This window comes from uncultured Bacteroides sp., from assembly GCF_958445495.1.
Classification (GTDB): Bacteria; Bacteroidota; Bacteroidia; order Bacteroidales; family Bacteroidaceae; genus Bacteroides.
Genome location: NZ_CAUCSQ010000005.1, coordinates 1 through 24,523, shown reverse-complemented (window position 1 = coordinate 24,523; position 24,523 = coordinate 1). Strand labels below are relative to the sequence as shown.

The 24,523-nt window shown below is 41.7% G+C and carries 11 protein-coding genes and 1 pseudogene; 11 read left to right on the top strand and 1 reads right to left on the bottom strand.

The features are described 5' to 3' along the window. Positions 1–2 precede the first annotated feature (2 nt). Positions 3–3,251 (bottom strand): TonB-dependent receptor, encoded by a 3,249-nt coding sequence (locus Q5076_RS02965; RefSeq protein WP_303010743.1) that lies wholly within the window; start codon positions 3,249–3,251, stop codon positions 3–5. Positions 3,252–3,589: 338 nt separating this feature from the next. Here Q5076_RS02965 and Q5076_RS02960 point away from each other — a divergent pair, with 338 nt between their 5' ends. From Q5076_RS02960 to Q5076_RS02910, 11 genes and pseudogenes are all read left to right on the top strand, one after another. Then, on the top strand, positions 3,590–4,384 hold the full coding sequence (locus tag Q5076_RS02960; protein WP_303010742.1) for a LiaF domain-containing protein: 795 nt from the start codon (positions 3,590–3,592) through the stop codon (positions 4,382–4,384). Between the two features lie 3 nt (positions 4,385–4,387). Further along, positions 4,388–5,200, top strand: coding sequence for a LytTR family DNA-binding domain-containing protein (locus Q5076_RS02955; protein WP_303010741.1), 813 nt, complete (start codon positions 4,388–4,390; stop codon positions 5,198–5,200). A gap of 1,142 nt (positions 5,201–6,342) precedes the next feature. Then, on the top strand, positions 6,343–9,531 hold the full coding sequence (locus tag Q5076_RS02950) for a TonB-dependent receptor (RefSeq protein ID WP_303010740.1): 3,189 nt from the start codon (positions 6,343–6,345) through the stop codon (positions 9,529–9,531). 21 nt (positions 9,532–9,552) lie between these two features. After that, positions 9,553–11,391 (top strand): RagB/SusD family nutrient uptake outer membrane protein, encoded by a 1,839-nt coding sequence (locus Q5076_RS02945; protein ID WP_303010739.1) that lies wholly within the window; start codon positions 9,553–9,555, stop codon positions 11,389–11,391. 43 nt (positions 11,392–11,434) lie between these two features. Further along, positions 11,435–14,212, top strand: a complete 2,778-nt coding sequence (locus Q5076_RS02940; RefSeq protein WP_303010738.1) for a SusC/RagA family TonB-linked outer membrane protein — start codon at positions 11,435–11,437, stop codon at positions 14,210–14,212. A gap of 13 nt (positions 14,213–14,225) precedes the next feature. Continuing rightward, on the top strand, positions 14,226–15,917 hold the full coding sequence (locus tag Q5076_RS02935; RefSeq protein WP_303010737.1) for a RagB/SusD family nutrient uptake outer membrane protein: 1,692 nt from the start codon (positions 14,226–14,228) through the stop codon (positions 15,915–15,917). A gap of 124 nt (positions 15,918–16,041) precedes the next feature. Beyond that, positions 16,042–16,770, top strand: a complete 729-nt coding sequence (locus Q5076_RS02930; RefSeq protein WP_303010736.1) for a hypothetical protein — start codon at positions 16,042–16,044, stop codon at positions 16,768–16,770. A 21-nt stretch (positions 16,771–16,791) separates the two neighbouring features. Beyond that, entirely contained in the window at positions 16,792–17,877 is a 1,086-nt protein-coding gene (locus Q5076_RS02925) for an alginate lyase family protein (protein ID WP_303010735.1), read from the top strand. Positions 17,878–18,278: 401 nt separating this feature from the next. Beyond that, entirely contained in the window at positions 18,279–22,217 is a 3,939-nt protein-coding gene (locus Q5076_RS02920; RefSeq protein WP_303010734.1) for a hybrid sensor histidine kinase/response regulator transcription factor, read from the top strand. Between the two features lie 321 nt (positions 22,218–22,538). Continuing rightward, positions 22,539–23,762: a glycoside hydrolase family 88 protein gene (locus Q5076_RS02915; protein WP_303010733.1), complete on the top strand. Its 1,224-nt coding sequence runs from the start codon at positions 22,539–22,541 to the stop codon at positions 23,760–23,762. A gap of 11 nt (positions 23,763–23,773) precedes the next feature. Further along, positions 23,774–24,472: pseudogene (locus tag Q5076_RS02910) on the top strand (DUF2264 domain-containing protein); the annotation flags it as partial. Positions 24,473–24,523: the final 51 nt, after the last annotated feature.

Here is a 24,523-nt window from a genome sequence, read left to right as displayed (position 1 = left end):
GGTTAGAATGTAACGTTAATACCGCCTACGAATGTGCGGCTCTTGGGATAAGCTGCATAGTCTACACCCGGTGTCATGGCATTTTTCTTACTGCTGGTGTCTACTTCCGGGTCTGCTCCGCTGTAATTGGTCCAGCAAAGTAAGTTGTATCCTGTCAGATAGATTCTTACATTTTGCATGAAGGCTTTCCTTACAATGGATTTAGGAAGAGAATATCCGATAGTTATGTTGTTCAAACGTAGGAATGAGGCTTTTTCTACGGCGTAATCTATCAATTGCATGGTAGTGGCGCTGGCAGGGTTGTACATATTGGCATTGGCGTTTATTTCATTCAAACGCAGACCTGCTGCTGTCATATCGCCGTATGTGTTAAGGACATCGGTGGAACTGGACGATAGGTTCAATCCGGTTTCCGGGTCAATCCATGTGTAGCGGTTGGATAACCTGAAGTCATTATTCAGGTTGTAGCCGGTTCGCGAACCCGAACGGAATGAAGAAGCCAGTTTTGTACCGTTGACAATGACGTTTCCGACGGAGTAGTTGAAAAATACATTGAAATCGAAATTTCCTATGCGACCGTCAAAACCGAAACCTCCTGTGGTTGGGGCAATGGTATTGCCTAAGCGCTGTTTGAGAGGGTTTCCGTCTTTGTCACATTCGAGTTTCAAGCCGCCCGGATAGTATTTGCCGCCTGTGATTGTGGGACTGTTGTCTTGCAATCCGTCTTTCAGGCCCCATTCGCTGCCTGCCCAGACTAATTCACCGGTAGGATTGGTGACGGGGTCATATACCGTATAGTAACCGTTTGTTTTATATCCCCAGACTTCTCCCAGGCGTCCGCCTTTTTCTACACGGAAATCTTCGTATTTTGCCATTGTGCTGCCAGACCAATTACTGCTTTGCCAAGGGGAGTCCGTATTTAGTTTGTCAATGCGGTTGCGGTTGTAAGCGATATTAGCATTGAAATTCAGGGAAAAATTCTTTCTGTCGAATAAAACTGCACTTACGGAGAATTCTACGCCTTTATTGGATGTTTGTCCGAAATTCTTATATTGATAGTTATAACCGGAGAGGGAGGGTATTTCGGTACGCATCAGCAAATCCCTGGTGGTATTCCAATAGAGGTCGATGGAGCCGGAGATGCGATTGTTCCAGAACCCGTAATCGATACCGATGTTGCGGGTTACTGTCGTTTCCCATTTCAGGTCGGGATTGTAAAGGTTTGTGCCGTGTTCGAGCATAGTCGTGCTTTCTCCGCCGAAAAACGGGTTACGTGCATCATTACCGCCCAAGGAGTAAGTTGTTGCAAGCAATCCGGAACTGATACGGTTATTGCCGGCAGTACCGAAACTTAGACGTAATTTCAGGGCTGACAACCATTCTTGGGCATTTCTCATGAAAGTTTCGTCAGAGATACGCCATGCCAGGGCTACCGAAGGAAAAACGCCCCAGCGGTTTCCCGAACCGAATTTGCTGGAACCGTCGGCACGTACCGTAACGGCCAACAGATATCTGTCCATCATGGTGTAGTTGACCCGGCCGAAAAATGATAATATGTTTTCTTTGGCGGCGATAGTGGATTGGTTTGCCAGTGCTTTCCCCGAACCCATATTGGCTCTCATGTCGTCAAAATTCATTGTGACGGGGAAGGCGACAGATACGTTTTCGATTGATTTCTTTTGGCTACTGCTTACTTCATGTCCTATCAACACATTTATTTTATCACGGCCTTTGAACAATCTTTTGTTATCGTATGTCAATGTATTGGCATTACGCCAATTCATCGTTTTCTCTCTAATCAGATAGGCTTGCGGCTGTCCGTTATATCCGTATTTGGAATTCGAAACCGCATCTACTCCCCAGTATTGTTCCGTATCGTCATATTTCCATCCGTATCCGAATTCTGAACGGAATGTCCAGTTTTTAAATGGTTTCCAGTTCAGACCTACATTATAGTTCTGGTTGAATGTATTGCGTGTCTTGTCCGTTGCAAGCAGGCGTTCTAACGGAGATTTCTGTTGTGCCGAACTGTTCTCTTCATCGTCGTCACTATACTTTAATGAGTCAACCGGGCGGAATACAACGGCATTGGCTACGGTTGAATTGGCTGCGTTGGATTCATTGGTATCCGCACCTCCGCTCAAACCGTCTATTGTGGAATAGCTCAGGCGGGCATTGAAATCCAAGGACATCCATTTATTCAGTTCCGATTTGATTTTGGCGTTTATGTTGTCTTTCTTGAAACCGGAATTGAGCATGATACTTTTTTCTTCATTATGGGCGTAGCTGACACTGTAAGTCAGTTGTTTCGTACCACCGCTTACGTTTATGTTGTATTGTTGCTGGTTTCCGGTACGTCCGAACATTTCGTCCTGATAGTCAATGCCGTCAATTGAACGCCAGATGTCCATATCGGCATAATTGCCATAGTCTAAAGAACCGATTTCACGTTGATAGGCTACAAAGTCATAAGGACTCAAGACTTCGGTCAGCTTGGTTACCTGTTTAATACCGAAAGATGCTCCGAAATCTACTTGTGTCTTGCCTTCTTTTCCGCTTTTCGTTGTAACGATGATGACGCCGTTAGCGCCGCGCGCACCGTAAATAGCAGTGGAAGAGGCATCTTTCAGAACATCGATGCTTTGGATTTCCGAAGGGGCTATGTCACTGATGCTTGATACGGGAAAACCGTCTACAATATACAAAGGTGAGTTGTCTTGCGATAAGGAACCGCCGCCGCGTACGCGGATTTTTATGTCTGCATCGGGAGAACCTTCGGTTGTAGTGATGCTTACACCGGCAAGTTTTCCGGTTAGGGCTTCGGTAGCGCTTGATACCGGAACGGTTGCCAGGTCTTTTGAACTTACTGATGCGACAGAGCCGGTTAAGTCTCTTTTATTAACTGTACCGTAGCCAATTACTACAACTTCGTCCAGTGCTTTTGAATCATCAGCCATTTGTACATTGATTGTCTTTTTACCCTGAATGGCTACTTCCTTGGTTTTCATACCGATGTATGAAATTACCAATGTTTTTTTTCCATCTACTTTAATAGAAAAATTACCATCTAAATCTGTAATCGTACCATTGGCCGTATTACCTTTTTCTACAACAGAAGCGCCGATGACGGGCTCTCCGTTGGTGTCTTTCACGTTACCTTTTACGGTAATCGTTTGCGCAGATACGCTGAACGATATTGCTGAACATAGTATTAGCAATAAGGAGCGCATGTTTTTCACTTTGTTAGACATTCTTTGCATGTTTATTAATTAATGGTTGTTGTCTAATTAATTCATTTTCCCTTTTCAAAAGGGGTTTCACCGCCACAAAAGTATGCGAATGCAGATACAGTAATGTGTAATATTTGTTTTTCACCTCGTATTTTTTGTTTTTTAGCTACCTGGAGACGGATTGGTATTGTTGGAAGGTATTCGTAAGGGGTGGAGAGATATAGATGTGTAAACAAAGGGGATTCATCGTTTTTTATCCGGCATTCATCGGATTTTAATCCGTAAATAGACCGGAAAACCTGTGGAAGCGTAAGGAAATAGCGTATCTTTGAATCGTCAATCAATTAATTATAAAGACGATGGAAGAAGAACAGAAAATTTCATGTGCTACGGGTTTTTCCGGTAAAATTCTGATAGCATTACTTTTTATCCTTTCAGGGATATTGTTGTTTGCCCGTAATATGGGGTGGGTTACCTATGAAGTATTCAATATTATAGTATCTTGGCATTCTCTCCTTATTATATTGGGTATATATTTGATAGTGCGTCGTCATTTCATTAGCGGAATTGCCTTTTTATTGACAGGTGTCTATTTATTGACAGGAGAGTTATCGTGGTTGCCGGAGAATTCCCAGGCAATGGTGTGGCCTTTCGCTTTGGTAATAGCTGGCATTTTATTTCTCTTTAAACCTGGTAAGAAGAAGAATGTGCGATGGACTCGCCGACATGCGATGGGGCATAGGGGCGGATGGATGAAAATGCACCGGAGCAAGTACGGAATGAACTTTGAAAATGAACAACAGCAGTCTGAATCCGTAGACGGCTTTTTGCGTTCGGAAAATATATGGGGAGCTGCTCGTCATGTTGTACTTGACGAACTGTTTAAAGGGGCTGTAATCCATACCTCTTTCGGAGGGACCACTATTGATTTGCGTCATACTCATATCGCACCCGGAGAAACGTATATTGATTTGGATTGCAATTGGGGAGGCGTTGAGATTTATGTTCCTTCTGATTGGAAAGTCATATTTAAATGTAATGCTTTCTTTGGAGGGTGTAATGACAAACGTTGGCAAAACGGCGGTGTTAATAAGGAAAATGTGCTGGTGATTCGGGGAACACTTTCTTTCGGAGGATTGGAGGTTAAAGATTAGCGTATGAAAGCACATCCGATTATAGATTATCCTTTCCGTTGGATTCCGATACTGGTGTTGGCTTTGATTTTAGTTGTGATTCAGACTGCTCTGGTATGCGGATACACCGGAATTGACTACCTGCCCGCTTTGGTAGACGGGATTACGACGATAGGTTGGCTGGCGGCTATTGCTTATCTGGCTTGGTTTGTTGTCGGTTTGGTCTCCCTGTTTCAGACGGACGTGATTATGATAATTGCCGGGAGCCTGCTCTGGCTGGCGGGAAGTTTTATGGTTTACGATATGATGGTGAGGATTGTGGGGATAACTTATGTCTCTTTCGTCCAGACTATTCCTTTCAGACTACTGTTCGGAATGCCGGTTTTGATAGCGGTTACTCTCTGGTATCGTTTGATTGTGGTTAAGGAGGAGGTACGGAACCGAGAGCTGGAGAAAGAACTGATTATACGCCAATCCAACGGGCAACAAATGAAAACGGAAATTGAACCGATAGACCGGATAACCGTGAAAGATGGTTCCCGGATTCATTTGGTAAAAGCAGACGAGCTGGTTTACATACAGGCATGCGGGGACTATGTGATGTTAATTACTCCTTCCGGAGAATACTTGAAAGAACAGACGATGAAATATTTTGAAACCCACTTGTCTCCCGATACATTTGTTCGTGTACACCGGTCGACGATTGTGAATGTAACACAGATATCCCGGGTTGAGCTTTTCGGGAAGGAAACCTATCAGCTACTATTAAAGAACGGCATTAAACTTAGAGTCAGTCTTTCCGGTTACCGATTGTTGAAAGAGCGGTTGGGAATATAAGATCTGTTTTTTTAATGTAAAAATTAGATTTTACTTGTTGTGGGCAAGAAATGGATGTAAAGTATAAAGTAGGGATTTTTTCCCTACTTTTTTATTATCTGGCAGCGACGTTTTCTTAATATCAACTTTGCGTTTCAAAGCTTTCCGATAGTAATCTGTATTATTCAACGGGTAAGGGAATGGACAGGTTTTATTATAACATATAGGTTCCTGCGTATGTATTATGCGGCAAAGGTTCTTTCGGTCCCGAGGATAAGTGAGAAAACTCCCGTTTTTAGGAATATCTATATTTCGGATGTGTTTTGCAAAGGAGCGGGAAAGGTTACTTATATAAACGGGTTTCCGGAAATGCCGATTGAGAATTAATGATTGTTGTTAGAAACTGGAGTATGATTTGACATAAATGAAAAATAGCAGTTTGATTAATGAGAACATCGTAATAGGCATTTAAATGTAAAGATTATAAATTTAGTACTTTTATTATTATGCTCTTATTATTCCGGCATTCTTCCTTAATACCGCATGTAAATCATTGTGAGATGTATTCGGACAGTTATTTTAAAACGGAAAGGAATATGAATAAGTGTTTTTACTTTCTATAAATCAGGAAGCTATGGCGTAGTGATGTTTAAAATGAGAAAAATATGTAATCGAAGAGAGTTAGGATAGGGTAATTGGGATAGAATGAGATTATAACTGATAAAAGGTTATAATCCTTTTTTAGGATAACAAAACAGTATATATGTATAATGTGTTTCTATTTTTAATTCTCGTTTACAAGAAGATAAGTTAAAAGTATATAATGCAGGAGAGATGAATAAAGAAAAAAATCTTATAGTTTTTGTCGTTTAGTTATTATTCCTTAGTATCAAATAAAATCGTAAGATATTAATTTACTGATAGATTACAACTTATTCAACGATGTGTATAATTTGTCCACATACAATTTGTGCAGTTATTAAGGAAAATTTTTATATCTAAATATTTGTATTGTCTCTACTTTTGTGTTTCAAATAATTATAAAAATCTTTTATGTATGAAAAATAATCAGATTTTGGTTACTCCCCTTTCAGGTTGAGAGATATTACTTGTCTTTTTACTATTAACATGCACACTTTATTAACCATTAAAATTGAAAACGTATGAAAAAAAAGAGAGTCAGTTCTATGAAGATTCCTTGTAGGATATGGCTGTTAACTGTCACATTGTCCATAGGACAGGCTGCTTTTCCATTAGGGGTAGAATCCAATCTGCTTTCTATTTCTATGAATGAAGAACCGGTACAACAGCAAAAGGTCATTGAAGTTTCGGGTACGGTTACAGACAGTTCGGGGGCTGTTATTGGGGCAACTGTTGCTGTGAAAGGCACGAGTACGGGAGTGATTACTGATATAAACGGTAATTTTACATTGAAAGTTCCGGTAGGAGCTATTATTACAGTTTCTTATATTGGATATCAAAATAAAGAAATCCCTTATAAAGGAGAGAGAAATCTGAAGATTCAGTTGAGTGAAAATGTCCAGGAACTTCAGGAAGTACAGGTAATTGCGTACGGTTCTCAGAAAAAAGTCACTATAACAGGTGCTCTTTCCTCTATTAATAATGAAGAATTGTTGAAATCTCCGGTTGCCAGTATGGCGAATGCATTGACCGGTAAGGTTACCGGTCTTGCCAGTGTGCAGTCCAGCGGTCAACCTGGTGCTGACGATGCTACATTATATGTGCGTGGTGTCGGTTCGTTAAGTGCTGATTTATCGCAACCTTTGATGTTGGTTGATGGTGTGGAACGTTCTTTCTTCCAGTTGGATCCGAATGAAGTGGAAAGTATTACAGTTTTAAAAGATGCTTCTGCTACGGCTGTGTTTGGGGTGCGTGGCGCCAATGGTGTCATTCTAGTTACTACCAAGCGTGGAACACAAGGAAAGGCAAAAGTAAATTTCTCTACTACCTTTGCATGGCAGATGCCCTCGCGTGTACCGGAATTTGCAAACAGTTATGAATATGCTGCAGCTTATAATAACGCCCAATTACACGATGGCGTATCTAAGGACCAGTTGGCATTTTCTTCGGATATTGTCGAGAAATTCCGTACGAATAGTGACCCGTTGGTATATCCAAGTACCAGTTGGACAGATATGTTGATAAAGAGTTCAGCTTTGCAAACACAGCATAATTTTAATATATCAGGAGGTTCCGAGAGAGTAAGGTATTTTGCTTCATTAGGTGTATTTACCCAAAACGGTTTATTCAATACTTTTGAAGAAAATGGTAACGACAAAGGCTTTAAGTATAATCGTTACAACTATCGAATCAATATGGATATTGATGTTACCAAGACAACCTCTATGCAAGTGAATTTGGGAGGTTACCTGAATGATAAGCAAGAACCTAATTATAACAACGGTACCTATACGGATCTTAAATATTTGTTCCGTGATATTTATACGGCTGTTCCGTTTGCAGGTGCAGGAATTGTAGATGGGAAATGGGTCGTTTCCGACCAGGATCTTTTTTCGGTAGGTAATTATGCGGACGGTTTGAACGTATATTATGGTAAAGGATACAATAATCGTACACAAAATACTTTGAATTTTGACTTCAAATTGGAACAAAAGCTCGATTTCCTGACCCGGGGGTTGCAAGTCCATGTAAAAGGTGCTTATAACAGTGGAGTTACTATAACCAAACGTCGTGAAGGCCGTGCCAATAAATATGAAGCTATTTATAATACGGACGGTGAATTAATTTATAAAAAGACACAGGATTATCAGAAACTTGGATATACCGAGAGTACAGGACAAACAAGAAACTGGTATTTGGAGGCTGCCGTTAATTATAAACGTGATTTCGGCAACCATCATATTTCAGCACTGGCTATGTATAATCAGTCTATGACGTATTACCCTTTTGAAGGTAACAGTCCCAGTGAATTCATAGGTATTCCGAGAAGTTATGTCGGTTTGGTAGGCCGTGCCACTTATGATTACAAAACCAGATATTTACTGGATGCAAGTGTTGGTTATAATGGTTCCGAGAATTTTGCGGAAGGTCAACGCTTCGGCTTATTTCCTGCCGGTTCTATCGGATGGATTGTTTCGGAAGAAAAGTTCTTCCGGCCGATAAAAAAAATCATTACTTATTTAAAATTTCGCGGTTCTTACGGTATCGTAGGTAATGACCGCGTGAGTGATTATTCCCGTTTCCTATATCTGCCTGATAAATATTTGATTAGTTCGGGCAGTTATAGCTTTGGAACCAATACGTCAACCCTTATTGCAGGAGCAACGGAATCTAAGAAAGGTAACCCTAAAGTAACATGGGAAACATCGGAGAAACAAAACTATGGTATTGACGCCAAATTTTTCAAAGACCGTTTGAGCGTCAATTTCGATTACTTTATCGAACATCGTAAGAACATCCTGAAATCTCGTACGGTATCTCCCGGGTACCTGGCTGTCAGTCTTCCAATCGCCAATATCGGTAAAGTAGATAATAAAGGATATGAAATTAATGTGAAATGGGATGACCGAATCAGCAAAGTACGTTATTATATCGGAGCCAACCTATCGTATGCCAAAAATAAAATCGTATTCATCGATGAAATCCACTATCCTTATGAATGGATGCAGACAGAGGGCAAGCCGGTAGGACAACAATTCGGTTATGTGTTTGATGGATATTTTACAGAAGAAGAGGCGGCTAATTATGAAAATCTTAAAGGTAAAGAGGGCGGTATTGCCAATCAAGGTTCAGGTTATATTCCTCTTGCCGGTGATGTGAAATACAAGGATTTGAATGGTGACGGGCAAATTGATGAAAAAGATGTCCGTGATATCGGTTACCCGAAATATCCCCTGTACACGGCAGGTGTGAATATGGGATTCTCATGGAAAGGGTTTGATTTCAGTATGACGTGGGCCGGAGCTTTTAAAACTTCACGTTTGTTGAGTTCGATGTACCGTGTTCCTTTTGGGGAGAGTAATAACTCGGCCGTTATGAAATATATGATTGAAGATGCCTGGACTCCGGAAAAGGGAAATTCGGCCAAAGCGCCGGCACTTTCATTCAAAAGTAAGTCCCATAACTATCAGGATTCAGATCTTTGGTTGAGAGATGCTTCCTATGTCCGTCTGAAAAATATTGAAGTAGGATATTCATTCCCAAGCCCTTTGCTGAAGAAAGCGCATATAGGTTCACTTCGTATTTTCATGTCCGGATATAATCTGTTGACTTTTGATAGTTTCAAGGTATCCGATCCGGAAAGTGACCCGAGTGGAACAGCCTATCCGTTGATTAAAGTGGTGAATGTGGGGTTGAAAGTCGGTTTCTAATTAAATTAATTAATATAAATCATGAAATCATTAAGAAAACTATTATATACTGTCCTTTTGATGGGAACTCTGTTTACAACTGTTTCTTGTGAGGATTTAGCATTCGGAGACAAATTCCTGCAGAAACCGCCGAGTTCGGATGTAACGATTGATACCATATTTTCTTCGGCGGAATATGCCCGTCGTATTTTATGGAAGAGTTATCAGTCACTTCCTTATGGAATAGAGACTTCCGGTTACTGGACACAAATGTGGCTTGGGACTTTGGAAGGCCTGACGGATTTGAACTATGATAATGTAGGATATTCGGGCGTAATGAAAGTATATTATAGTGGCAACTATAATGCTTCGATAGAAGATACCCCCAGAGGTACATATATGGCGACAAAAATTCGTTTTAATAATAATGAAAGCGGGATGTGGGGAGCCATCCGCCATGCCTGGTTATTTTGTGAAAATGTAGACCGTGTGCCGGATATGGATGCTGCGGAGAAGTCTCGCCTGAAAGCAGAAGCTAAAATGATTGTTGCTGTTTACTATTCCCATATGCTGCGGCATTATGGCGGTTTGCCGATTGTAGACCATGCCATTGACCCGGAAGACACCAATCTTCCAGGACGCTCCACTTTGCAGGCGACGGTCGATTTCATTGTCGGATTGTTGGATGAAGCCATTAACTGTCCGGATTTCCCTTGGAGAATCTCTGACGCGGATTTGGACAATTGGGACGGACGCATGTGTAAAGCCGGTGCTATGGCATTGAAAGCGCGAGTTCTTTTATTTGTAGCCAGCCCGCTGTTCAACAATACGGAACCTTATTATAATGGGGAAGCTTCCCGGCAATTAATGACTTGGTTCGGAAATTATGACAAAGAACGTTGGAAGCTTGTTATTGATGCCTGCGAACAGTTTTTTACCGCTCTCAGTTCCAATAGATATTATAAACTGGTTGAAGCCGGTGATAATGGAACGACTACTGAGCGGCAGGCATTTACGAGCGGATATTTTGACCGTGGAACCACAGAGACATTGATTTCCGTAAGAAGAGGCATATTAAGTCCGTCCAAAAACTCAATAATGAGTAATTCTATCCGTTGGGGAGGTTATTGTCCTACAAAAGAATATTTTGATATGTTTCAGATGGCGGACGGTACAGATTTTGACTGGAACAACCCGGAACACGCAAAAAATCCTTTCCTAAACCGTGACCCGCGTTTGTATGAAACATTTATTCTTGACGGCGATGACTTCAATGGACGTAAAGCCGGACTGACAGAACCAGACGGTGATGATTATCCGCAAGGCCAAGACTGGAAAGCGGGACAAATGCATGAGTTGAGCCTGGCAACGGGATTGGCGTGCCGCAAATGGGGGTTAGACCGTAATTCCTCTTGGCAGAATCGCCCCATCCAATGGCCGTTCTTACGCTTACCGGAAATTTATCTCAGTTATGCGGAAGCATTGAATGAATATTACGGCGCTCCGAATGCACAGGCGTATGATGCCGTTGATAAAGTACGTGCCCGTGTAAACCTGCCCGGACTTAAAAAAGGTTTGGGACAGACAGAGTTTCGTGAAGCTTTGTTGCGTGAGCGTGCGTGTGAATTCGGCTATGAAGAAGTTCGTTTTTTTGACTTGATTCGTTGGAAACTTTACGATGTCTTTGAAAAGAAACTGCATGGCTTGCATGTGTACAAACATAAAGACACAGGCGAGTATAAGCTTGTTCCGTTTGAGCTGACCAAATACACCCGTGTGTGGTGGAATGGCGGTTTTGAGCCCAGATGGTGTCTGAGTGCATTCCCTTCTAAAGAAATCAATAAAGGATATGGTCTTGTACAAAATCCGGGTTGGGAATAATTAAACAATGATATTAACAGAAAATAGAAATAACAATATACTCATGAGAAAAAGTATCAAGTTATTAGTAGCGTGTATGTTGTATTCGCCTGCAGTTATTATGGCGCAAGGGCAGGACAACCAGTTTGCACGCAAAAGTAAGGTGGCTATAGAGTATGGACGCGGCATTTCTTTCGACTTGAAGGAATCGACTACGGCAACTGCGGTAGTAAGTGAGGAAGAACTTTCGCATAAAAAAAGTATTAACAACTCTAATATGCTTTATGGTCTGATTCCCGGATTGCAGGTATTACAAAATGCGGGTAACGCTTGGGACGATGCTGCGACATTGAGAGTACGCGGATACGGAACCAGTAGTTCTACCGCTCCATTGGTGTTGGTTGACGGATTCGAACGTTCATTAGATCAGATAAGTGCTGACGAGATAGAATCCGTGACCGTCCTTAAAGACGCAGTCTCTACAACCCTCTATGGAATAAGAGGAGCCAATGGTGTCATATTGTTGAAAACGAAACGCGGAAAGATGGGTAAACCTGAGATTAATTTCTCTTACCAGTTCAATGTGGCTACGCCGCAACGTCTACCGGAATTGGTTGACGGATACACTTATGCCAAAGCGTTGAATGAAGGATTGACTAATGACGGGCTATCGGCGCGTTATTCGGCTAAAGAGTTGGACGCTTTCAAAACCCGGAGTAATCCGGATGTATATCCAGACGTAGACTGGTGGAATGAAGCATTACGTGACCATAGTTACGGAAACAATGTGACCTTTTCGGCAAGAGGTGGAGGAGAGTTTGTACGTTATTTTACTCAATTGAATTATCTGAACGATAATGGCATATTGAAACCCACAAGCGACAATGAAGGTTATTCCACTCAGTTCAAATATTCAAAACTGAACATTCGTACCAATTTGGATGTCACCGTCAGTCCTACGACTACCGTACAACTGAACCTGTTCGGAAACTTCTCCGAACATAATCGTCCCGGAGAAACTACATCGAATATTTTCAGTGCGTTGTACCAAGTACCTTCGGGAGCGTTTCCTGTTAAAACTTCCCGTGGTATATGGGGAGGAACTACCGTGTATTCCAATAATCCGGTGGCAAGTATTTCCGGCAGAGGATATGCGCGTTCCCAAACCCGCAACATGTATGCGGATATGAAACTGAATCAGGATTTAAGTGTCCTGGTGAAAGGATTGTCAGTAGGATTTCAGGTAGGATTGGATAACAGTGTTTCCTATTGGGACAACAATACCATGAATTTCGGATATGAACAAGCGACAAAGGATTGGGAAACCGGAGAGATTGCTTATAATACTTTACGCAATGAAGGTTCTCTTTCATTCAGCAAGAGTGTCGGTTCCTCGGTCAATCATTTCAATTTCGGAACCTATGCTAACTATGCCGGAAATTGGAATAAACACAGTTTGACTGCAACCTTGCAATACAATATGGATAAAACGAATGCTAAGGGACAGAATAATTCAAAAGCATTTATAGATGTAGTGGCGCAGGCACATTATGTATATGACCGCCGTTATGTGTTGGATGCATCTTTGTCTGGTTCTGCAGCCAGCATCTTGGAACCGGGGCATAGATGGGGACTCTTTCCGTCCGTGGGAGCCGCATGGGTTATATCGGAGGAGGAGGCTTTGAAAAGTGACTGGCTGGATTTGTTGAAGTTTCGTGCTTCCTACGGTATTGTAGGACGTGCGGATTACGGTACAGACCTTTACCTAGATGTATATGGAACAGGAGGAAGCTATTACTTCGGAAAAAATCCGGCGAGTATCAGTGGTATGAAAATTACCCAATTGGGTATCGTTGACATGACTTATGAGAAATCTCATAAATTAAATGCAGGATTTGATTTTATGGCTTTCAGGAAATTATCTGTTACCGTTGACGGCTTTTACGATCACCGGACAGATATCCTCGTTAGCGGAAATAATGCTGTATCTTCCATATTCGGTTTGGTTACCCCTCAAATTAATAATGGAGTTGTGAATAGTTATGGAGTGGAAACGAGTGTGCGTTGGGCGGATAAAATCGGAGATTTCAACTATCAGATTGGTGGTATGCTGACTTTCAACCGTAACAAAATCATGAATCAGAATGAAGAATACCGTCCTCATGACTATTTGAAACGTACAGGCAAACGTTTGGGACAGTTCTTCGGTTATGAAGTGGAAGGTATTTACCAGAATCAGGAAGAGATAGACAACCGAAACGTTAAACAGAACTTATCCGATGTACGTCCGGGCGATTTGAAGTATAAGGACCAGAACAATGACGGAGTAATTGATGCTTATGACCAGATCGCTTTGGGATACAGCGCTATGCCGGAAATTTATTATTCCTTCGACCTGAATCTGGAATACAAAGGATTCGGTATCTATGCCCTGTTTCAGGGAACAGGAAATCAGAGTTGCCTATTGAACACTTCGAGCGTGTATTGGCCTTTGATTAACAATAGTACTGTGTCTACTGAATATTACAACAATCGCTGGACACCGGAAACTCCGAATGCCAAATATCCGCGTTTGACCTCGGAAGGTTCCGCTAATAACTATACGACCAATTCCTTGTGGGTGTCCGATGCGTCTTATCTGAAACTACGCACGTTGGAACTCTATTATAACTTTTCACAGGAGATGATGAAAAAAAGCAAATTCATCAAAAGCGCCAAAGTCTTCGTACGTGGACACGATCTCTTCTGTATAGATAAGATTAAAGTATTAGACCCTGAAAATATCGGAACAAACCATCCGACCATGACTCAGTGTACTTTTGGTGTTAACTTATCATTCTAAAAAGTAAATGAACATGAAGCATTTTAAAATCAAACATATCGCCTTACTGCTTTCGGTAGTATCCTCTCCCTTATATACGAGTTGTGATTTTATGGATTGCAGTGAAACGGATTATTACTCGAAACAACAAATTTTGGATAACATGGACCGTGTGAAACAATTGGCTACACAAGTGTACAGCTATCTGCCACACGATTTCTGCAATACATCGGGAGCTATGCAAGACGCAGCTACGGATGATGCTATACATATCTACGAATCATCTGCCATCCAACGGTTTATCAATGGTACATGGTCGGCCAATTATACAGTCAATGACGTATTCGGGACTTACTATAACGCCATCCATGACGCTAATTTCTATTTGGAAAACTGTGTAGGACTGACATTTGACGAATGGAAATATTCCGACGGTTTTGCCGACGATTATAAAAGTTATCTGAATTATGAGCATGAAGTTCGTTTCCTGAGAGCATTCTATTATTTTGAACTGGTAAAACGTTATCAGAACATACCTCTGATAACCCAAACTCTGACCCAAGAAGAAGCCAACGAAGCAGAACCTTCGGATGCGGCCACTATCCTCAACTTTATCATCAGCGAATGTACGGATTTGGCTAACGGCAAACTGCCTGTCAATTATAACAATATGCCTGGCGGGGAGGGTAACTTGCAACGAGCTACCAAAGGCATGGCACTTGCCTTGAAATCTCGTGCATCTCTGTATCTTGCCAGTCCTTTATATTCCGCTGATGATACTCAGAAATGGAAAGATGCTGCTCAAGCAGCGTATGAGCTTATCAGCCAAGCAAGTGATTTGGGATATAGCTTGGATGCAAAATATTCTAATCTATATGGTGCGACCAACAACCAGAGCAAAGAAGTTATCATGTGTCGTCCTACAGGTGCAAATACAAGTTTTGAGTCAGCTAACTTTCCGATGGGGGTAACTAAAGGCTCTACTACCACCTGTCCAACGGAAAATCTAGTAAGCGCCTATGAAATGGCAGATGGTACGGCCTTTGATTGGAGTAATGAGTCAATGGCTAAAGAACCCTATGCAAATCGTGACCCCCGCCTGGGAATGACTGTTGTATATAATGGTATGGAATGGCCCAAAACGGCTCCAGTAGAGATATTCGAAGGCGGCAAGAACGGCCAACCCATTAAAAATACAACCACTACCGGATATTACCTTAAAAAATATGTAAATAACAGCGTCACTTTTGAGCCGGGTGAGACTACTACCAGTCAGCAACATAATTGGATTTTATTCCGTTACGCAGAAATCCTGTTGAACTATGCGGAAGCAATGGTAAACGCTTACGGTGATCCCGACTACACCGGTTCTTATAATCTGAGCGCGCGTGATGCCGTCAACCGGGTACGTGACCGCGGAGATGTAAAAATGCCGCCTTATCCTGCCGGCATGACTAAAAATAACTTCTTGAAACGGTTAAAAAATGAACGTCGTGTGGAATTCGCTTTCGAAGGACAACGTTTTTGGGATTTGCGTCGCTGGAAAGAACTGGATGACATGCAGAACATTTATAAAGTGAAAGTAGTCAAGCAAGCTGACGGAACCGTTCAATATACGAAAATGTTACTTGCCACTTATCATATACAGGATAAAATGTATTTCTATCCGATTGCGAATACCGAACTTTTCAAAAACCACAAACTGGTACAGAATGCAGGTTGGTAACCTCGGTATAGGATAACGATTATACATACCGGTGAGGGTATCTCGGTCCGATTCAAAGGATAAAAGGTACCCTCATTAATATTAGATATGAGTTTCTTATACTGGCAGAAATTTAAAATGAATCATGAAATATAGATACAGTATGCTTTTCATCGTATTATGGGGGCTTTTTATCGCATGTTCGAATGATACTCCTACGGTCGGTTCTGAAGAAGGAAAAAATGAGCAGGAAGAATCCCTTCCTGCTAAAGGTATTTTGTTTGCAGATTTTGAGACGTATGATACGACTCCTTATTTTTTCCGGTATGGCAATTCGGGTAACAGTAAGATATACGATTATTATCCGCGTTGGGCCTATTCTCATGCGGTAGTGGACAATCCGGTTAAAGATAAAGAGAATACATCTTCTAAAGTATTGGAATACATATCAATGGAAGCACGGAACTATGGGGTGAAATTTCGTTTTTCCAAGGTGGTAGGTATGGATGAATTAAGAGGTATCCGTTTTCGTATTTACCAACCTGCCAATGTGATAGGTAAAGAAACATGGAAAGGGACCTCCAAGGCTGTTTCTCAACAATTAGGAGTAAAATTGATAGGGAGATTTAATTCTGTGAATGATTATGAACAGGAGGAAGGAATTTTACTGACCCGTTCGTTCGTTGATTTCAAAGAAGAAGGAGTCTGGAAAACATATACTTTTACTTTTAGTCGAAGTGAATACAGTGCTGCTGCAACACTGTTGAAGAATGGTGTGGCGGGTATGGTTATCCTACCCACATATAGTTCGGAGGTTACTTTAACCGAAAAAGACAAGTATAAATGTTATATAGATGATATTGAACTTTTATAATGGCGGAAGGAGAATAAAAAGATGAGAAATAAATGGTTCCTGTTGTGTATATTATTATGGAATATATCTTATGTGCAAGCCCAGACCTCTAAGGTGGAACTGATGTTCCCAAATGCTGTGCTTACACGTGAAAGTTATGATAAGGTGAAAGCGGCATTAGAGAAAACCGGTAATACAGCTTTTCCGAAGAACTGGTATATCAGGCATGTGGAAACTCCCGCTAAAGAGATTATAAAGAGCGGCCGGAAAACCACTCCTGTCAAATCCATTGGCGAGAATCCGGATAACGTGGATATCAGCAATGAAATGGAAGCTATTCACCAGTTATGCCTGGCATATACTTTCACTTTGGACAAGGCGTATTTGGATAAAGCGGTCGAATATCTAAAAGCGTGGGCTGAGATTAATGTCGCTTTGTCGAAAAGGAATATTCATGAAGAATCCTATAATATTGCCGTAGAAGGTTATTCGTTAATTCGTAAAATAATTGACCGGTCAGACCGGGAACTGATTGACGCCTGGGTACGTAAGAGGGTGGATGTCTTTATTAAAGATAATGATTTAAGAGCTAATAATTGGGGTACTTGCCTGTTGTATCAGTTCTATTTGTTCGGCACGGTATTGGAAGATGAGGCGATAATTGATAAATTCCGTTCTTCCTATGACAGTTGGGTAAAAGGTAATCTATTCCCCAACGGCACGACAACGGATTTGCTGGGTCGCGACGCTTTTGCATATCATGCTTACGATTTGTTGTTTTTCGCCCGTCTTTGCCATTTAAAAGCGATGTACGAAGGTTACGAGAGTGCTGAGGCATTTTATACGAAAGATGTGCAATGGGGAGCTTCTATCCGGAATAGCGTAGTCTTCTGGAAACCGTTTCTGCTGGATACGGAGAAATACACCCACCTCGAATTTGTAGGGACAGAATATGAACCGGATAGGAAACGGCCGGATTACAACAAAACTTACAGCCCGTCAGGAACCTTGTATGTAATTGATGAATTGTACGAGATAGATAAGAATCTTAAAGAAGTATTGGAGCATTATAATCGTAATCCGGATGTTTCCTTAAAACTAGGGTTAAGTTCTTTACGCTGGCATTGATAGTTAAAGACTTGTCTCAATCTGCATAAAGTAAATTTTAAATTGAAAAAACTTGAAAGTTGAATATTTTAGATACTTGCCGAGACTCAAACCCGAAATAAAGATTGTAATTTCCATAGAAATTTACAATCTTTATATTGTCTCCGGCATAAATGAAAACATGCCTTGATTATAAAATAGCAAATACGGAATTATGCATTAATTCGCTAGTAAAAACATTGCCTATGTCCATTTTTTTTGCGAATATTGCAAATAGTTGGCATATTCAAGAAATATATCGGCTAATTACCAGGTAACAACACCAAATGAAAAATAATATGACGTTACGGTACTTATTCCTTTTATTCATATCCCTTTTATTTGTTTCACCGTTATATGCTGAATATTTTAAACATATAGGTTTGTCCGAAGGTCTCGTGCAACCTTCAGTGATGGCTATTTATCAAGACAGGTTAGGCCGGATGTGGTTTGGGACAAGGGAGGGGATAAGCCGGTATGACGGGAACCGCGTAAGAGTATTCAAGGGATGGATAAAATCTGCGGGTGAGGAATCTCCAGTCTGGCTGGGAAATGAAGTTTCGTTTATCGTCGGTGACAGCCGGGACAATATATATTTCCTGATTGACAAGAATCTGGTTAAATATGACATACAGGCAGAGAAATTCGCCCGGCTCACTGACGGAGGCATTGTCACTGCGCTTGCTTCGTCTGAAGGACAGGTATGGTATATGAAATATGATTCTTTATTCTGCTTGGGGACAGGGGAAACTCCTGTTTTTGTGTTGAAAACGAATATCACTTCCCGTATTTGCTGCCTTACCATGATGGAACATGAAATCGGTATCGGTACGTATGATGGAGTTTATTTGGTTGACCGCCGTTCATACCGTCAGAAGCGGCTGTTAAAAGGAGTGGAGATTTATCGCATATTCGAAAGCTCTCAAAAAGAACTATGGATAGGAACCCGCATGCAGGGTCTATACCGTATGAACGGCAAACGGCAATTATTGAAAATACCTTATTCCCCGGGTTCTCCGGAAGGTATCAGCAGTGAGCAGATTCGTGATTTTGTGGAAGATAACGAAGGGAATATCTGGTTCGGTACTTTTGACGGGCTCCATCGGTATGATATCCACAGCGGACAGTATTCCCTTATCCAGATTCCACAGTATGTAGGCGGGCTGAATCATCCTTCCATCTTCGCTCTCTACAAAGACATTGCCGGCACTATATGGGTGGGTAGTTATTACGGAGGAGTCAATTATTTCAATCCCCAACATGATACTTTTGTTCACTATGACTATGGGAAAAACATAAACTCGTATTATTCTTATATCGGGGAAATCGTTCTTGACAAGTATGAGCATCTGTGGCTTAGTACGGATGGCGGTGGCATCACTTGTGTAGACAGGAAATGGAATACCCTCCGGACGTTTATAGCCGGCGGGAGCAATTCTATTCCCCATAATAATGTGAAAAGCATTTGTTATGACGAAAAGAGGAATTGCCTGTATATAGGCACTTATCTGGGAGGATTGTCACGTTATGATTTGAATACGGGCCGTTTCCACAATTATTGGAAAGGAGAAAAAAACTCTTCCGATATGCCGGATAAAATTGTTTTCCATGTGAAAATGTGGAGAGGACAAGTCTATATTTCCGCACATAACGGCTTTTTCCGGTTAGATGCTCAAACGCAGGAATTCCACAAAATCAATATTCCTTTTGCATTTTACGAACATTTTGACATCGACGCGGAAGGTAATCTGTATATGGTGGGATGGAAAAATGTCTTGTCTACTCATATAGAACATCCCGATTCCATCGTTTACATACCGTTGACAGAAGGAAACTGCAAAGCGGCTCCCACCCGTGTGCTTGCTACTGCCGAAGGGGTTTATGTCGGTACGTTGGGAATGGGACTTTTTTTCTATAACCGGCAGACGCGCGATATGGCTCATTATACTTCCCGAAACAGTCAATTGCCAGGTGATTTCTGTTATAATCTTAGTCAAACCCGGAGTGGGAAAATACTGATTACCGGTGATAAGGGGGTTACCTGTTTTATCCCTTCCGAAGGTACTTTCACGACAATTGATTTGATGAACAATTTCCCTTCTGCCCATATAATCAACGGATGCGGAATTCTGGTATCTGGCGGAGGGGATATTTATGTCGGCGATACGAAAGGAGTGACGGTGTTTTCAGAAAACGAGTTTAATAAAACCGACGCTACCAATGATAATTCCAGTTTTTATTTCTCAGAGCTTTGGGTTGATAACAGGATGGTTGTCCCGGGAGACGGGACACGCATACTGTCCCGGTCGCTTCCATATATGCAGGAACTCAGGCTTACCCATGCCCAAAACAACCTGATTATTCATTTTGCTTTGTCTGATTACGGGCAACAACTGTCGGAAAAATGGTTTCAGTATAAATTGGAAGGCCTTGACAAAAACTGGATTAAGACTAAACAGACGGAATTGTATTATACCAATCTGGACCCGGGAAAATATACGTTGCATGTGGCTTCAATGAATGAAAAGAACGGGCAGAGTTTGAGGGAAATAACGATATCGCTGGTCATTGCCTCTCCGTGGTATGATACATGGTGGGCATGGACAATGTATGTAATGGTTTTTATGGCATGTGTTTTCTACTATGTGTACAGTAAGATAGCAAAACGTACATTGGCGTTTTCATTGGAAAAGGAACGTTTTGAGAAACAGCAAATAGAGCGGCTTAATCATGAAAAACTAGTGTTCTTTACCAATGTCAGCCATGAGTTCCGGACTCCTCTTACTTTGATTATTAGCCATATTGATATATTGCTGCAGAATTATTCTTTGACTCCTTCCGTTTATAACCAAATAACGAAAATAAGGAAGAATGCGCAGAAAATGAGTAAGTTGATTTCCGAGTTGCTGGAATTCAGAAAACTGCAGCAGAACTATGGGAACATTCAGATAAAACAGCAGGATATGGTGGCGTTTCTAAAAGAAATCTACCTTTCTTTTACCGATTATGCACAGCAAAGAAATATAAATTATGAGTTTAAATTGCCGGAGTTCCCGGTATTGTGCTGGTTTGAACCGCAATTGATGGAGAAAGTATTTTTCAATCTTTTGTCCAATGCCTTTAAATATACTTCCAATAAAGGAAACATAACGTTGTGGGGAGAGATAACGAACACTGATATAAAAATAAATATTACGGATACGGGTATCGGCATTGCCGAACAGGATAAAGATAAGATATTCGCGCGTTTTTTTCAAAGCGGTAACCAGGAAAAGAAAGGAAGCTTGTTTGGCGGAACCGGCATCGGATTGGCATTGACCAAAACGATTGTGGAAAAGCATCATGGAGAGATAACGGTCAGAAGTACGGTTGGTGAGGGAAGTACGTTTACAGTGAGATTGCCCCGTCGGAAGGAGGTGTTTCTGAATGATAAAAACATACAATTTCATGTCCAGGAGTCAGAGAGTGATCTTATCCCCGACTCGATGCCAGTGTTTGTCGATGACGAGAGTCCGTTTATGGAGTTTGTAGAAACCGAAAATACGGAGGGCAAGGTTTATACGGTGCTTTTGGTGGAAGATAATGATGAACTGCTTCAAATTTTGAAAGAACTTTTTGAACCTTTTTACAAGATTGTCTGTGCCCATGACGGAAAAGAAGGGTTAAGCAAAGTGTATGAATATTCCCCAGATTTGGTTATCAGCGATGTCATGATGCCCGAAATGACCGGAATGGAAATGTGTCTGCAAATCAAGAATAATATAGACCTTTGCCATATACCCGTGATATTGTTGACTGCACTTGATTCTACCGAGCAGAACATCGAAGGGCTCAACCGGGGGGCCGACGATTATATTACGAAACCCTTTCATGCCCGTTTGTTACTGGCACGTGCCAATAATTTGATACGCAGTCGTTTGTTAATGCAGCATCAATTTGATAAAAAGCCGATGTCCGAAATAGACCTGACTAGTATTAATCCTTTGGATAAAGACCTGCTGAAACGTGCTTCACAAGTGATTGAGCAGCATATTGACGATACGGAGTTTGATATTCCCGCTCTTTGTAAAGAAGTCGGTGTCGGCAAATCGTTGCTTTATACTAAATTTAAAGCCTTGACCGGCATGACCCCCAATAATTTTTTGCTGAATTACCGTCTGAAATATGCGGCCACCTTATTAAGGCAATATCCGGATCTTCCCATTGCAGAGGTCAGTGACCGTAGCGGGTTCAGCGTACCCGTATATTTCAGCCGGTGTTTTAAAAGCCAGTTCGGATGTACTCCTCAGAGTTACCGGAAAGAAAAGAAACAGTCCGGCTGAATCAATGTCATTTTCCCCCGAAACAATTCCGACGGGTACGGAAGACATGGAAAATAAATGCGGCTATTAAGGACGATTTAGTCAGATAAAATAAAAATAAATGGTGCTATTTCGCCATACGTTAATATAATTGATTGAATAACGATGCAGAAATTACTTATAGTTATATTCTCGTTGTTTTATACCATGCGGTTATTCGGTATTCCGGCATACCGGAAACAGGAAGGTGACGGAAGTATCTTTCGATGCCGGCAATCGTATCGTAACCGATTTATTGCAGTCTGGGAAAAAATTATTCATTTACAATAAAAAATCTATAACATGAATTTGAAAAACTCTATTCTTGCGGGATGTACAGTTCTTGCGGTTGCCGCGTCTTGTACCCAAAGGGCGGTTGAGAAGCAAACATGGGTTGAAGAAGCGATTGAAAATGCGCGTGCCCAGATTGGATTGGAAATCGATACCATCGAAAGTAGCGGCAGATTTTTGAATCCGGTGACATTAAATGATAAAGGTGATGTCTATTATTGCGGATATGCGGATTGGCGGAGCGGCTTTTTTCCGGGTAGCGTATGGTATCTGTACGAATTGACAGGTGACACCACCCTGCTCCCGCTTGCCCGGAAATATACCGAAGCTATCAGCGAAGCGCAAAATCTTACCTGGCACCACGATATCGGCTTTATCATCAATTGCAGTTTCGGCAATGGGCTGCGCCTGACCGGTAATCCTGAGTATAAGGAGATAATAATACAGGCGGCAAAATCTCTTTGCACCCGTTTCCGCAAGGCCCCTCAAGTAATTCAGAGTTGGGATGTAAAAGGAAATAGCTGGCAGTCGAAACGCGGTTGGGAATGCCCTGTCATTATAGATAATATGATGAATCTTGAACTGTTGTTTAAAGCCGCCAGATTTTCGGGCGATTCCGCTTTCTATAAAGTAGCCGTGATGCATGCGGACCGTACTTTGAAAGAGCAGTTCCGTCCCGACGGAAGCTGTTATCATGTCGTTGACTACAGTCTTGAAGATGGGACTGTGCGCCATCGCCAGACCGCGCAGGGATATGCTGACGAGTCTGTTTGGTCTAGAGGACAAGCGTGGGCTATTTATGGATATACTGTATGTTATAGAGAAACATTGAACCGCACTTATCTTGAGCAGGCGGTCAAGACTTTCGAATTCATGAAGAATCTTGAAAATATGCCGGCGGATTTTATTCCGTATTGGGATATGGATGCGCCTGACGTTCCTACTGCGCCGCGGGATGTCTCTTCGGCTGCTGTCATGGCATCCGCTTTATATGAAATGAGTACTTATGATTTGCCGGCTGCTGATTCTTACCGCGCCTATGCCGATAAGATAATGGAATCGCTTTCGTCAAAGGATTATACGGCCGAATTGGGAGAGAACGGATGTTTTCTTTTAATGCATAGTGTAGGAAGCATTCCCCATAACAGTGAAGTGGATGTTCCGTTGAATTATGCGGATTATTATTATTTGGAGGCTTTGAAACGTAAAGTTGATATTGAGAAAGAATCTATTTAAAGAGAATGACGATGAAAGTAAGAATTATTTTATTGACTCTTGTTTCTTTCTGCTTTTTGAGTGTAAGCGCTATCGGTAAGAAAAAGAATCAACCGGTAGACGACAGGAAACAATGGACTGACTTGTGTTATAAGATAGCACAACCTATTTTGGAGAATATGAGCAGAGGAGAGTTGCAAAAGAATATGCAACTGGAGTTGAGCCCCACATGGGATGGAAGAGACAAGCGGGTAGCTTACATGGAGGCGTTCGGACGGCTGATGGCGGGGATTTCTCCTTGGCTGGAACTGCCTGACGATGATACGGCGGAGGGAAAACAACGCAAACAATTGCGTGAGTGGGCCTTGAAGTCTTACCGGAATGCAGTTGACCCTCAAAGTCCAGATTATTTGTTATGGGAAGGACACCAGCAACTTTTGGTAGATGCCGCCTATCTTGCGGAAAGTTTTATCCGCGCTCCCAAGGCGACTTGGGGACAGTTGGATACCATAACGAGAGAACGTTATATTGAATGTTTTAAGAAAGTCCGTGCCATTCGTCCCGCATATAACAACTGGCTACTGTTTCGCGACATGGTAGAGGCTTTTTTGCTCTCTGTCGGTGAAAAGCCCGACGGTTATGCCCTGACCGTAGGTCTTAATAAGATAAATGAATGGTATCTCAGTGACGGGTGGTATTCAGACGGAGCAGAATTCTCGCTGGATTATTATAAGAGGAGTTCTATAAATTAAAATATTGTAGTACAGTTGTTTATATGGTTC